The sequence below is a fragment of the Pseudomonas sp. Z18(2022) genome, assembly GCF_036346535.1.
Lineage (GTDB): Bacteria > Pseudomonadota > Gammaproteobacteria > Pseudomonadales > Pseudomonadaceae > Aquipseudomonas > Aquipseudomonas yamanorum_A.
Genome location: NZ_JAOTOA010000014.1, coordinates 80,888 through 95,244, shown reverse-complemented (window position 1 = coordinate 95,244; position 14,357 = coordinate 80,888). Strand labels below are relative to the sequence as shown.

Sequence of the window (14,357 nt, the reverse complement as noted above, 5' to 3'; positions counted from 1 at the left end):
CGGGGTACCAGGCATTCACACAAGACGTGAACGCAGCTTATCAGTCAGACGCGACGGTACGCATCACCGTCTCCCGGGGCAGATCAAACGCCTCTACCACCTGGACCACCAGATCCATCTCCTGGTTCAGCGCCTCGCGCTCCATACGCTCGCGAATCACCCCGATCACCAGCACCGCCAAGGTAGTGATGGAGTACGCCGGGCCGGAAAATGCCCGCACCCCGGTCACCAGCAGCATCGCGGCGGCCAGCGCCTGCCCAACCACCGGAATTGCCGTAGCAGCGCCCCGGCGCAGGATAAACCCGGTGAGCCCGGCCAGCGCGGTGCCACTCAGGGCGGTCGTCGCTGAACGCCCGACATCGAATCGATTGAAAAAGCCCTGCTCTTTCTGCGCCGCTGCCTTCAACTCGGCCTCGAACACTTGGCGATCGGCCTGGCTGAGCTTGTCCTTGTATTGCTCGATCAGCCGCTCGGCGACCTGCAGTTCCAGCGCCGCCAGTGCAACGGTCTCGATCGGCTCATCGAACTTGATGCCCACGCGCTGCGCCACATCCTGGGCGATTTCGCGATAGCTCACGCCATGGCCCCGGGCCAGGTTCATAAAGGTGTCGCCGCCCATGCGCTGCAACTCGATGGCCAGCTTCAACGGCTCACGCACCGTGGCATCGATAGACGCACTGCGCTTCTGCGCCATCAGCTCGGCGAAAAACTTCAACTCTTCCGGTCGCGCCTGCAGCAACAGCGGGAACAGGTCGACATCCTCTTCGGCAAACCGAACTTCGCTGCTGCGCTGATCGGCGCGGATCATGCCCCGGCGCTCCTGCAACAGGTCGGTGTACTGCACCACCGTCTTCAACTGCGGCCAGTAGGCGGCGTGGTCAAAGGTTGCCAAGTGGACATTCGCCACCTTGGCCTTGAGCGCAGGCGTCAGCGGGATTGCGTACCGGCCGATGCAACGTTCAGTGTCGGGCTTGAGCGCCAGGGCCCAATCCTTGCTGGAGTGGCAATTGATCACGCGCCCCGTGAGTGGCGCCGACACCTGGTCCCACGGGCTGGACGTACAAATGGCGCCGCCCATCAACAACAGGTTGTTCAGCGGCAACTCACGGGCCACTTCAGGGCTGGCCAGCAGGCTCTTGACCAGGATCCGCGCGCCCAGGGAATGGCCGATCAGGTTGATCTGCCGCACCTTGATCGACTCGCCGTGCAGGTAGTTGGCCAGCTCGGGCAGCAGGCTTTTAGCCACCTCGTCCACCCGCGCCTCGACGCTCTTGTAGTGGTCAAGGAAATAGGCAATCGCCTTGCCCACCCCAATGGTCGCCGCCCCCAGGCTACCGCCGCCGAGCATCGAGGCGATCACGTCCTTGAACGGCGCAAACAGGTTTTCCAGGAAATGCCCGGCCGGCCAGAACAGCATCAGGTTGGTGGAGCCTTCGATGGTTGCCAGTTGCTGCGAAAAATTGCCCAGCTGCTGCTGGTTGAAGAACGCCGAATAACCATGGACGTAGAGATTGAGCACCTCCCCCTGGGGCTCGCCACACAGCACAAACGTGGGCTTGCGGGTACGGTGCATTTCATCCCACTGGTGTTGCATGTGGCAGTGACTCCTGGTGACGACGGAGGGCGATAGTAACAAAGGGTGAGGCACGGGAATGTGAAAAACTGATACCCGGACTATCCACAGCCATGCACAGTGATGACAGAAAACACGGATTTTGTTCAGCCATTCAGTCCATTAGCCTTTGTCGGGTCAACTACTGGAACCGAGGAACACCATGAGCAAGCCCGAATTTTTCATCACCCCAGGTTATGGCGACATCGCACGCGAAACGCTGCATTACGCCCAAGCCGTAAAAATCGGCAACCGCGTTGAAACCTCAGGCCAGGGCGGCTGGGACGACGCATTCCAGATACCCGAGTCCCTCACCGACGAGATTGCCCTGGCCTTCCAGAACCTGGAACGCACCCTGGCGCAAGCCGGTGCCGGCTGGGAGCATGTGGTCCACGTCAACTCCTACCACGTGGGCGGTTTTCCTCCCGAGGTGAACGAGCAGATGGTCAAGTGGTACCGCCATTACATGCCCAATCACTCACCGATCTGGACCGAACTGGGGGTGGAGGCCCTGGGCCTGCCGGCGATGCGCATTGAAATCCGCGTGACGGCAATCATTGCCTGACGCCGAACCGCTCGATCACCCAGTCGATAAACACCTTCAACCGGGCGTTCTGATGCCGGTTGGGCGGGTAGATGATGTGCAGCGGCGTGGCGGGCCGGGTCCAGTCCGCCAGCACCGGGACTAACTGGCCGGTCTCAACGTAGTAGTCAACGATGGACTTGAAATGCTGCCCGACGCCCAGGCCGGCGAGCAGCATCTCTTTAAGGCCATTGCCTTCGTTGGTCGAAAACCCGCAGTTGCCTATTTCATGACGGGCGGCACCCTTCTCGAAAATCAACGGCTCCGGTTTACCCGACCCGGCAAAGAAATAGCCAGCCTTGAGGTGGTTTTGCTCGAGGTCTTCGGGAGAAGCGGGCGTGCCCATACGTTCCAGGTAGCCCGGTGCGGCGCAGGTGATGTACTCAAGGTCTGCGACCTTGCGGCCAATCATGGCCATGTCATCCAGCTTGCCCACCCGCAGCACGCAATCCACCCCCTCCCCCACGATATTCACGGCGCGGTCGCTGATGCCCAGGGCGATGGTGATGTCGGGATACTCCCGATGAAAATCCACCAGCGCCGGGATCAGCAGGCAATTGGCAAAGGACGCCGGCGCATCCACCTTCAGGTGACCACCGGGCTTGAGCTTCTGCCCGCGCAGGGCGTTATCCAACTCGTCCAGTTCGGCCACCAGGCACAGCGCATGGTTGTAGTACGTAAGCCCTTCCGGCGTGGCCGCCAGCGCTCGGGTGGTGCGATGCATCAGCTTGACGCCAAGGTGCTTCTCCAGGTCGGTGATGAGCTTGCTGACGGTGGAACGCGGCAGCGCCAGCTGGTCGGACGCACGGCTGAAGGAGCCGGTTTCGACGACACGGACGAAGGCGCGCATGGCAAGGAGTTGGTTCACGGTGATGTCCGATGGGGCGAGAATACCAAGTATTGTCCATAAATCTGCACAATGGCGACAACCGTTCACATAACAAAAAGCCCGGCGTATGGCCGGGCTTTGATGGAAAGAATGACTTAGTTGGCAAAGTTCTCAATCTTTACCTGGCCATCCGGAAACGTGGCGACAATCTCCAACTCTCCTCCCATGGCACGAATGAGGCACACAACCTCCCGTTCTTCCCGGGAAAGTGTTTGTAGGTTATTCCAGTATGATTATTAGCGGAGCGGAACGGGACGCAGAGCATCCTAGGCTGCATTCCTACGCAGAGGGTAGGAACGATCAAACTGCACGGTAGCGCCCATAAAAAAACCGCCCTTTCGGGCGGTTGAAGGGACCCGGCCTTGATCAGAAGCCGAGGGAGAAACTGATAGTCATCGCGTGGTCCTTGTCGTTGCGCGAGACTTGTCCGGAGTAACCCAGGCCAAGCTTGCCGTTGGGGCTGATCTGATAGTCGATGCCTGCTTCCAGCACGGCGCTGTCCTTGGCGATCGGTACGCCTTGGATGCTGAATGAGGCTCCACCGCCGTTGATAAAGCTCAGGTCGGCATCCGGCTGGGTATCGCCGAAGGCATGACGCCAGCCGATGCTGCCCCGCGGGGTGATCTTCGAGCCGTTGCCCAGGGTGAGGGTCTGGCCGACACGCAGGCCCAACGTGGAGAAGGTAATGTCTTGATCGGCATCACCGCGCAGGGCCGCTGAGCCGCCCTTCTCCTTGATGGTGTCGCTGTCGTAGTTGACGTAGGCCAGGCCGGCGAACGGTTCCAGGGCAACACTGGCGGTTTGAATGGTGTAGCCGACTTCACCGAACACTTGCGCACTGCGAGCCTTGTAGTCGGCCTTCAGGCGTTGGCCTACATCACCGACTGCCACATCGCGTTTGCTCTCGATGTCATGCCAGCTGTAGGCCACGCCCATACGTGCGGCAAAGGCTTCCTGCTGGTACGCGGTGTAGGCCATCAGGTGATAGCTGTCGACATCGGCGCTGGAGTTGCGGCGCTTGGCGTCGAGGTCGCTGCGAGTGTAGCCGGCGGCAACACCGGCGCGCCAGGCGTCGTCCAGTTGCTTGTCGGTGCCCAGCAGGAAGCCACCGAGGTTGCGGTCCAGGCGGGCGGTGTTGCTGTCGCCGCCCATATGGCCCCAGGTGCCCAGGACACGTGCCCAGCCGACCATTTCGCCTTGGCAACCGGCGCTGCTCAACTGGTTTTCGCTCGGTGCCAGGCTGCTGCGTGGATCGTCCTGGCGGTAGCAACCCGGTTGGCGCAGGCGCTCATTGACCGCGTCACGGATGTAACGCGAGTCTTCGAGCAAAGCGCTGGCGGTGCTGGCGTGAATTTCCCCCGAGAGGTTATCGAAAGCGGCGCGGGCACTGGCTGCACTGCCGTTAAGCAGCGCGTTTTGCACCGCTGCACCGCCCACTGCTGCCCCGCTGCCCAGTGCCGCCGCGACCGCCCGCTGATTGCCGGTGGCTGCCACGCTGGCATAGCTGACGTTATTGCGGCTGACTGCCAGGGCGACCTCATTCGGGGTGTAGCTGAGGGCGGTATTGAGGAACGCCAGGTTCTCAAGGTTGGTGCTGGCAAACGTACCCGTTACCCCGCCACCCGCCGTCAATAAGGTGTAGGTGGTGGGCCCGGCATAAGGTGCCAGGTTAACCACGTTCAGCGTGCCCGCCAGGTTTGCCGTGCCGCCCACCGCCAGGGCGCCTGCGGCCGATGGAGTGATGACCAGGTTCAGCGCGCCATCGGCGGCATTGGTGAAGTTGCCGGCAACACTCAATTTGCCGCTGTCGGGCGTCACCGCACCGTGGTTGACCAGCGAGCCGACACTGCCATTACCTGTCAGCCCGGCACCGTTAGCCACGGTGACCTGCCCACCCAGGATGGCGTTGGGATTGGCCGCGTTGCCAACTTGCAACACGCCCTGATCCACCGCCACCGTTCCGCTGAACGACTGGTTGCCGGTGAGCAGCAGCGTCCCCGCGCCCTGCTTGACCAGCGCACCGGTGCCGCTCAGCACACCGTTGAATTGGCCACTGCTCAGTTGTGTGAACAGCAACCGCGCGTTGTTGAGAATATTGCCCCGCAGGCTGGTGGTGTTACCGGCCAGGGTCCCGCCACTGACGGTGGTGCCGCCGGTGTAGGTGTTGGCGCCCGTCAGCACCAGTGTGCCCGCATCCAGTTTGTTGATGCCGCCGGCGCCCACCAGTGGCGCATCAATCTGGGTGGTCACGCCGGCATTCACCCGCGCTGTGGCCAGGCTGCCGTCCGGTGCATTGGTCGGGCTCAAGCTACCGCCTGCACCGGCCACCAGCGAGTAATTCGGGTCGAGGAATTGCACCCCGGTAAAGCCCTGGGTGCCCACCACTGTCACTGTCCCGCCCTGGCCGCCAAACACCGCGAACTGGTTGGTCGACGCCTCGCCCTGGGTGCCGTTCGGATCGGTCCAGTTGGTGCCTGGGCCCCACGTGCCGCTGCCGCCAGTGATGGTGCCATCAGGATTGGTGGTGCCGCCGTTCCAGAACTGGATTTGCCCCGGTGTGGTTTGCACCAACAGGTTGACCTGATTGGCCAGCGCCGTTTGCAAGGTCAGTGCCCCCGGCAGGATGCCCGACGGCAACGTGCCGTACGCCAGGCCGTTGTCGGTCAGGCTGCCGCCGTAGCGGAACAGCTGGTAAACCCCGGTACCGAAACCACCGGCGTCGGTAATGTTAAGTGTGCCGTCCAGGGTCAGGTTGCCCGCAACATTCACCACCGAGGTAGCAGCCCCCGGCGCGCCGAGGCTGAAGTCCAGGTTGGTGCCCGAGGACAGGTTGAGGCCGCCGACCGACAACGGCGTACCGCCGGTGCCTGCGGTCAGGGTCGAGCCGCTTGCCAGGGTCACCGTGCCCGCCAGTTGGCCTGAACCACCCAGGGACGCGCCACTGCCGACCAGCACGTTGGCACTGTTCAGGGTGCCGTTGACCAGCAGGCCGCCGGCATTGACGTTGGTATCGCCGGTAAAGGCGTTGTTGCCACTGAGCAGCAGGTCGCCCGTACCGTTCTTGTTCAGCACTCCGGCACCGGTGAGGTTGCCGGTGTAGGTGCCATCGGCCGCCTGTTCGAAGGTCAGGGTCGCATTGTTGGCGATCGCGCCCTGCAAGCTGCTGGTGTCACCCGTGGTGGTGCCGCCATTCAAGGTGGTGCCGCCGCTGTAGGTGTTGGCGCCGGTCAGCAGCAGTGCGCCGGTGCCGTTTTTCACCAGGCTGGCGGTGCCACTGATAACACCACCGAGGACGGTGTCTTGAGTCCCCGCGAGGGCCAGTTGCGCACCGAGGTTGATCGCGTTGTTGAGTTGCAGCGCCGCCGTGCTGTCGAGCACTGCATTGCCGGTAACGCCAAGGATGCCGCTGCCCAGGGCATTGTTATTGCCGAGCACCAGCGTACCTGCCGCCAGCTGCGTCCCGCCGCTGTAGGTGTTGTTGCCATTGAGGGTCAGGCTGGCCGCGCCGCTCTTGACCAGGCTGCCGCTGCCACTGACCACGCCGCCCAGGGTCAAGGCGTTGGAACCGGCGACATTCAAGGTACCGTTCAGCACCACCGCATTGGCCAGGTTGACCGCTGTGTTGCTGTCCAGCGCCGTGCCGTTGGCCGTGGTCAATACGCCGGTCCCCAGCGCACTGTCGTTGCCCACCACCAGCTTGCCGCCGTTGAGCGCCGTGCCGCCGGTGTAGCCATTGGTGCCATTGAGGACCAGGGTGCCGGTGTCGTATTTGCCCAGCGTACCGGCGCCGTTGATGGCCACACCGATCGTGGCGGTGTTGTTGGGGTCGACGCGAATTGCCGCGTTCCCCGTGCCGCCATTGACCAGGTTCAACGCGCCTGCCGTGCCGTTCACCAGGCTGTAGCCATCGGTGGCGAACTGCAGCCCGGTAATGCTCTGCGTGCCGTTGACCGTGACCGTACCCGCCGTGCCCTGGAATACCGCAAAACTGTTGCCCCAGGCCTGGTTGACGGTGCCATCCACGCTGGTCCAGTTGGTGGTGCCGGTGCCCCAGGTGCCGCTGCCGCCGTTGATGCTGCCGTCGCCCACCAGTTGGCTGCCATCCCAGAACTGCACCGTGGTGTTCGGCGCCGTCACCAGCAGGTTGACTTGATTGGCCAGCGCCGTTTGCACTTGCAGATCCCCCGGCGTCACGCTGCCAGGCACGGTGCCGACTACCAGGCCGTTATCGGTCAAGCCGCCGGTGTAGTCGATGATGCGATACACACCGCTGCCAAAGCCGCCGATATCGCTGACGTTGAGGTTGCCGTCGAGGGTCAGGTTGCCGCCGACATTGATCAGCGCGTTGCCACCGCCAGCGACCGGTGTGCCCAGCCCGACATCCAGGTTGGAATTACCCGACAGCACCAGCGAACCCACCGACAAGGTGCTGCCGGTCGCGCCCGCGAGGTGACCGCCATCAGCCACCGTGACGGCGCCTCCCAGGCTGCCAGTGCCCGTAAGCGTCGCGCCGTTGTTGACCGCGACGTTGCCGCTGGCCAGGGAGCCGCTGACATTCAGGGTGCCACCGTTGATGCTGGTGTCGCCGGCCAGGGTATTGATACCGCTGAGGGTCAACGTACCGGTGCCGAGTTTGCTCAGCTGCCCGGTACCGTCGAGCACACCGCCAAACGTGCTGCTCAGGTTGCCACCGCCCAGGCTGAGGGTGTTCCCGGCGCCGACCAGTGCCGTGCCACTGCCGGTGAGGCTACCGAGGCTGCTGGAAGCGCCGAGGTTGAGTTGGGTACCGGCACCCAGGTTCAAGCCGGCGTTGTTGCCGAGGGCCGTGGCACTGGAGGTGGTCAGGCTGCCGCCCAGCACGTCGAAGTTGCCGCTGAAGGTGTTGTTGCCACCAAGGGTCAGGTCGGACGCGCCATTTTTCGTCAGGGTGCCCGCGCCATCCAGTACGCCGGTCAAGGTCAGGTTGTTGTTGCCGGCCACACTCAGGTTGTCGTTGACCGTGATGTTGTTGCCCAGCGCCAGCGCCGAACTGTTGTCCAGTGTCGAAGGCCCTGTCACCGTCAACGCGCCACTGCCGAGTGCTGCGGCGGTGCCGAGAGTCAGGGTGCCGGCGTTCAGGGTGGTACCGCCGGTATAGGTGTTGATGCCATTCAGTGTCAGGTTGGCGTTGCCGTTTTTGCCCAAGCCCCCGGCGCCGCTGATCACACCCGCGAGCGTCAGGTTGTTGCTGCCGGCCACCGCCAGGTTCGCGTTGAGCACGACGTTATTGCCCAGGCTCACCACAGTACTGCTGTCCAGGCTGGAAGCGCCCCCCACCGTCAGGTTGCCCAGGCCCAGCGCCGAGTTGCTCCCGGCAGTCAAGGTGCCGGCGTTCAACGTGGTACCACCGAGAAAACTGTTGAAGCCGCTTAGCGTCAGGTTGGCCGCGCCGTTCTTGGTCAGGCCGCCCGCGCCGTTAACGACGCCGGCGAGGGTCAGGTCAGCCGTGCCGCCGATGCCCAGATTGCCCGCGAGGTTTACCGCGTTGTTAACGCTGACCGCAGAGGCCGCGTCCAGCGTGGTACCGCCCGCCACGTTAAGTGTGCCGCTGCCCAGTGCGGTATTGGACGCCAGGATCAGCCCGCCGGCATTCAGCGCCACCGGGCCGAGGAAGGCATTGTTGCCACCGAGGGTCAGGTTGGCTGCGCCGTTTTTCACCAGGCCACCGGTACCGGCGATCACGCCATTGAGGGTCAGCGCATTGCTGCCACCCACCGTCAGGTTGCCGCCCAGACTCACCCCGTTGGCCAGGGTGATGGCGGTGTTGCTGTCCAGCCTGGTGCCGGTCGAAGTGCTCAGTTGTCCGGTACCAAGGGCGGTGTTGCTGCCCACCACCAATGTACCGCCTTGCAGCTCGGTGCCTCCGGTGAAGGTGTTGGCGCCATTGAGCACCAGTGTGCCGCTGTCGAGTTTGGCCAGGGTACCAGTGCCGTCAATGCCAACGCCGATGGTGGCGGTGGCGCCCGGGTCGACGCGAATCGCAGTGTTGCCGCCGGTGCCGTTCACCGCCGTCAACTGCCCTGCCGCTCCCGCCACCAGGTTGTAGCCATCGGTGACAAATTGCAGCCCGGTGAACGCTTGCGTGCCCACCACCGTGACGGTGCCCGCCGCGCCCTGGAACACGCCGAAGTCGGCGGCCCACGGCTGGTTGACCAAGCCGTCGACCGAAGTCCAGTTGGTGCCGACCGCCGTCCAGGTGCCGGTGCCACCGTCCACCACGCCGTTGGCGATGGTCTGGCTGCCGTCCCAGAAGCGGATGTTGGCGTTCGGTGCAGACACCAGCACGTTGACCTGATTGCCTACCGAGGTCTGCACCACCAGGTCGCCGAGGCCGAAGCCCACCGGCACACCGGTCACATTCAGCCCCAGGTTGGTAAGTGCACCGGTGTAGTTGATCAGGCGATACACCCCGACACCGAAGCCGCCGGCATCGGTCACGTTGAGGTTGCCATCCAGGGTCAGATTGCCGCCGACGTTGAGCAGCGAGTTGGTGGACGGTGCGCCAAGCGCCACATCCAGGTTGCCGTTGCCGGCCATCACCAGCGAACCGGCCGACAGCGTATTGCCGCTGCTCAGGGCCAGGTGGCCGCCGTTGTTGACGCTCAGCGTACCGAGCACCGAACCGGTACCAGTGAAGGTCCCGCCGGTATTGACGTTGACGTTGGCACTGCCCAGCGAGCCGCTGAGGTTCAGGGTGCCGGCGTTCACGTTGGTGTCACCGGTGAGGCCATTGATGCCGGTAAGGTTGAGGGTACCGGTGCCGACCTTGGCCAGGGCACCGCTGCCGCTCAGGCCGCCGTCGAAGGTGCTGGTGGAATTGAGGCCACCCACCGATAGCGTGTTGCTCCCGCTGACCAGCACATCACCGCTGCCTGCAAGGGTCGCGAGGCCGGCATCACTGCCCATGATCAGCGACGCACCGGCGCTGACATTCGCGCCCGAGGTATTGCCCAACGCGCCTGCGCTGGCGGTGGTGACACTGCCGGACAGGACATTCAGGGCGCCGGTAAAGGTGTTGGTACCGCTGAGTGTCAGGTCGGCCAGGCCATTTTTATTCAACGCAGCGGCGCCGCTGATCACGCCGCCGAGCGCCAGGTCATTGTTGCCGGCCACGTTCAAATCGGCATTGAGGACGATCCCATTGTTCACGGTCATCGCCGCGCTGTTGTCCAGCGTCGAGGTGCCACCTACCGTCAGGCTGCCGGTGCCCAGCGCCGAGCCATTGCCCAGCGTCAGGGTGCCGGCGTTGAGGGTGCTGCCGCCGTTGTAGGTGTTGATGCCGTTGAGGGTCAGGTTGGCCGCGCCGTTCTTGATCAACTGGCCGGCGCCGCCAATGAGGCCGCCCAGCGTCAGGCCTTGAGTGCCGCCCACGGTGAGGTCGGCGTTGAGGGCGATGCTGTTGGCCAGCGCCACCGGGGCGTTGCTGTCCAGCGTCGCCGCGCCGTTGATTGCCAGGCTGCCGGTGCCGAGGGCCAGGTTGTTGCCGACGGTCAGGGTACCGGCATTCAATCCGGTGCCGTCGATAAACGTATTGGCGCCGTTGAGGATCAGGTTGGCCGCGCCGTTTTTCACCAGGTTACCGTTGCCGCTGATGACACCGCCCAAGGTCAGGTCGGCGCTACCGCCGATGGTCAGCGGGCCGGTCATGCTGATCTGGTTACCCAGGCTGACGGCGGTACTGGCGTCCAGGCTGGTATTGATACCCGTACTCAGCACGCCCGAGCCCAAGGCGTTATTGGCGCCGACGATAATCTTGCCGGTGTTGAGCGTCGTGTCGCCGAGGTAGTTGTTGGTCCCGTTGAGCGTCAGGTCGGCCGCGCCGTTCTTGGTCAAGCCACCGATGCCGTTGACGCTGCCGCCGAGGGTCAATGCGTTGCTGCCCGCGACGGTCAGGTTGCCGCCAAGGTTGAGGGCATTGGCCAGGGTGATGGCGGCGTCGGCGTCCAGGGTGCTGCCGTTGGCCGCGTTCAGCGCGCCCGTGCCCAGCGCGGTATTGGAACCGACAATCAAGGTCCCGGCATTGAGCGCCGTGGTGCCGGTATAGGTGTTGTTGCCATTGAGGGTCAGGCTCGAAGCGCCGGTCTTGATCAGGCCGCCGGTGCCGGCGATCACCCCACCGAGGGTCAACGGGTTGGCCCCGCCGGCAGTCAGGTTGGCATTGAGGTTGATCGCATTACTCAACACCAGCGCACCGGTGCCGTTGAGGCTGCTGGCGCCGCCCACGGTCAATGCTCCGGTGCCCAGCGCCGCGCCATTGCCCAACGTCAGGGTGCCGGCGTTAAGGGTACTGCCGCCGCTGTAGGTGTTCACACCGTTGAGGGTCAGGTTGGCCGCGCCGTTCTTGATCAACTGACCGGTGCCGGCCAGCACCCCACCCAGGGTCAGGGCGTTGCTGCCCGCCACGCTCAGGTCGGCATTCAGCGCAACGTCATTGCCCAGGGTCACATTGGTATTGCTGTCGAGGGTCGCGGCGCCGCTGACGGTCAGGTTGCCGACGCCCAGGGCTGCGTTATTGCCGGCGGTGAGCGTACCCGCGTTGAGTGTGACACCGCTGAGGAAGGTATTGGCGCCGTTGAGGATCAGCTTGGCCGTACCGTTCTTGGTCAGGCCTCCGCTGCCCCCGACCAGGCCGCCAAGGGTCAGGTCAGCGGTCCCGCCGATGTTCAGGTTACCGGTGATGTTGGCCGCATTGGCCAGGGTAACGGCAGTGCTTGCGTCCAGCGAGGTGCCGGCGGCGGTGTTCAAGGTTCCGCCCGCGCCCAGCGCGGTGTTGGACCCCACGATCAGCGAACCGGCGTTGAGTGAGGTGTTGCCGGTGTAGGTATTGGCGCCACCGAGGCTCAGTGCCGCCGTACCGTTCTTGATCAGGCCGGCGCCAAGACCGCTGACGATGCCATTGAGGCTCAGCGCCTGGGTGCCACCGATGATCAGGTCGGCGGCCATGTTGACAGCATTGGTCAGGGTCACCGCCGCCGTGGCGTCCAGCGTGGTGCCGGCGGCCGTATTGAGCGCGCCGGTCCCCAGTGCCGTGTTGCTGCCCACCTGCAGTGTGCCGGCATTGAGTGCGGTCGGCCCGAGTTGGGTGTTGTTGCCCGTCAGCGTCAGGGTCGCGCTGCCATTCTTGACCAGCCCGCTGGCCCCGGAGATCACGCCACCAAGGGTCAGGGCATTGCTGCCGAGCAGGGTCAAGTTACCGTTGAGCCCAATGTTGTTGGCGAGCGCCACGGCGCCGGTGCTGCCCAGGCTGGCAGCGGCGTTGACGTTCAGGGAACCGGAACCCAGGGAGTTGTTGTTGCTGACAATCAATGTGCCAGCGTTCAGATCGGTGCTGCCGGTGTAGCCGGTGTTGGCGGCGCTGAGGGTCAGGCTGCCACTGCCGTTCTTGGAGATCCCGCCGGCACCGCTGACGGCACCGGCCAGGGTGAGGCTGCCGACACCGCTGGTGCCAACGGCGGAATTCAGCACCAGCGCGTTGTTCAACGTGATGGTGCCCGGTGCCTGGAGCACCGTCGAGCCACCGACGGTCACGGTGCCGGTGCTGAAGGCCAGGTTATTGCCCAGTTGTACGGAGCCGCCATTGAGGCTGGTGTTGCCCAGGTAGGTGTTGGCGCCACTGAGCACCAACTGCCCGGTGCCGTTCTTGGTCAAACCGCCCTGCCCCGAGACCACGTTGCCCAGGGTGATGGCATTGGTGCCTTGCAGGGTCAAGCCGCTGGCCCCAAGGTTGATCAGGTTGCTGAGGCTCAAGCCGCCGGTGCTCGCCTGCAGCGCGCCACCATTGGAGGTGAGTACGCCGCTGCCAAACGCCTGGCTATTGTTGAATTGGGCAACCCCGCCGTTGAGGGTCGTGCTGCCACTGACCACCGGCCCCTGGAGCGTCCAGGTGCCGCTGTTGAGCGTCAGGTTGTTGAAGTTGACGTAGTTGGCGCTGGACACCGTGCCCACACCACTGGTGCCGCCGCCGATGCCAATGGGGTTTTGCAGGATCAGCGAGTTGACGCCGCCTGCGCCGCCATCAATCTGGCCGGTCGGGGCGAAGGTCAGGTTGACGCCAATCAGGCCACCCAGCTCAAGCCCTATACCGCCACCGCTGGAGATCGTCGAACCGGTGATGGCGGTGAAGGTGTTGGTACTGGCAGCCCCCATGGAGACGCCGCCAGAAATCGTACCGGAGTTGACGAAGGTATTACCCGAGGTGGAACTTTCAAAAGCCACCCGCCCGTTGATCGTGCCCGCGTTGATCACGTTGACTTGCGCGCCCCCGCGAATCGCGACCACCGGCGTGTCCGCGGAAAACAACGAAAGGTTAAGCAATGCGGTGGAACCGATGGTGCCATTGTTCACGATGTTGGTGCTGCCGCCGGCGCCGTTTTGCAGGTTAAGCGCCATACCATTGAGGCTCGCGAGATTGAGCCCCAGCAGGTCCCCAGTACCCCGAATGGTCCCGGTGGCGGCGTTGGTGACGTTCATCACACTCGCCCCTGTGTTACCCGCCACGACACCGCCACTCAACACAGTGACAAGCCCGAGCAACGCCGGGTCGATCAGACCCGCGTTGTTCAAGGTAATGTTATTGCCGGTGAGGTTCAGCGCCAGACCACCCAGCGTCGCGTTCAGTTGGGCAGCCGAACCCACATTGACGGTCAGGTCATTCACCGCACTGGAAAAAGTGTTCAAGAACAACGGCAGCGTAGGCACGCCGCTGCACGTCACCGTGCCACCGGCCGGGGGGCTTCCAGGCGTACAGGCGGCCATCACCGGGGAACTCGCCAGGCCTAGAACCAGGCCGGCAATACCGAGGCGAATAGCAAGATTAAGAGGAGAAATACGAGGTGTGGCGGCAGTAGCAAGTCTTCTTTCCACGTGAAACTCCTTGTGGTCAAAGCCTTTCATCCATGAATGCGCAGAAGCCCCTAATACAGATCCAAACACGCATCGACTTCGAAATACCTGACCGTGGTGACAACTGATCCTGTTTGTCAAAACGTTAGCCGGGTACATAAAAGCCATTGAAATAAATGGTATTAATACTTTCGCGAGTGCCTCGTAAGAATCGGGCGCCCTCCAATGAACGCTGAAGCGAGAGCCTTGGACTCTGCAAAAATTCAGATTTCAAAACGTAAAAAAGCGCTCTAATAGCGCCCTGTGTTACCCCTGTAGGAGCGAGCTTGCTCGCGAAAAACGCTAAGGCACCGCGTGTATTCAGACAGTCAGCGTCATCGTTAACGACCCTC

Annotated in this window: 4 protein-coding genes and 1 pseudogene; 1 reads left to right on the top strand and 4 read right to left on the bottom strand. The window is 63.5% G+C overall.

Annotated features, from left to right (window positions below; genetic code table 11):
- Positions 1-40: 40 nt before the first annotated feature.
- The gene (locus V3W39_RS23810) at positions 41-1,594 is read right to left on the bottom strand and encodes a DUF726 domain-containing protein (RefSeq protein ID WP_330213437.1); all 1,554 of its coding nucleotides are present in this window, start codon (positions 1,592-1,594) and stop codon (positions 41-43) included.
- Between the two features lie 181 nt (positions 1,595-1,775).
- Here V3W39_RS23810 and V3W39_RS23805 point away from each other — a divergent pair, with 181 nt between their 5' ends.
- Positions 1,776-2,177 carry a RidA family protein gene (locus V3W39_RS23805; RefSeq protein WP_330213436.1) on the top strand — a complete coding sequence of 134 codons (402 nt, stop codon included), beginning with the start codon at positions 1,776-1,778 and terminating at the stop codon, positions 2,175-2,177.
- On the opposite strand, the gene V3W39_RS23800 is transcribed toward V3W39_RS23805, so the two are convergent.
- The 3 genes and pseudogenes from V3W39_RS23800 to V3W39_RS23790 form a co-directional block, all read right to left on the bottom strand.
- Positions 2,167-3,063, bottom strand: coding sequence for a LysR family transcriptional regulator (locus V3W39_RS23800; RefSeq protein ID WP_256390446.1), 897 nt, complete (start codon positions 3,061-3,063; stop codon positions 2,167-2,169). The genes V3W39_RS23805 and V3W39_RS23800 overlap by 11 nt on opposite strands.
- Positions 3,064-3,179: 116 nt before the next feature.
- Positions 3,180-3,260: pseudogene (locus V3W39_RS23795) on the bottom strand (transcriptional regulator); the annotation flags it as partial.
- 190 nt (positions 3,261-3,450) lie between these two features.
- Positions 3,451-14,016, bottom strand: a complete 10,566-nt coding sequence (locus V3W39_RS23790; protein ID WP_442968425.1) for an autotransporter-associated beta strand repeat-containing protein — start codon at positions 14,014-14,016, stop codon at positions 3,451-3,453.
- Positions 14,017-14,357 lie beyond the last annotated feature (341 nt).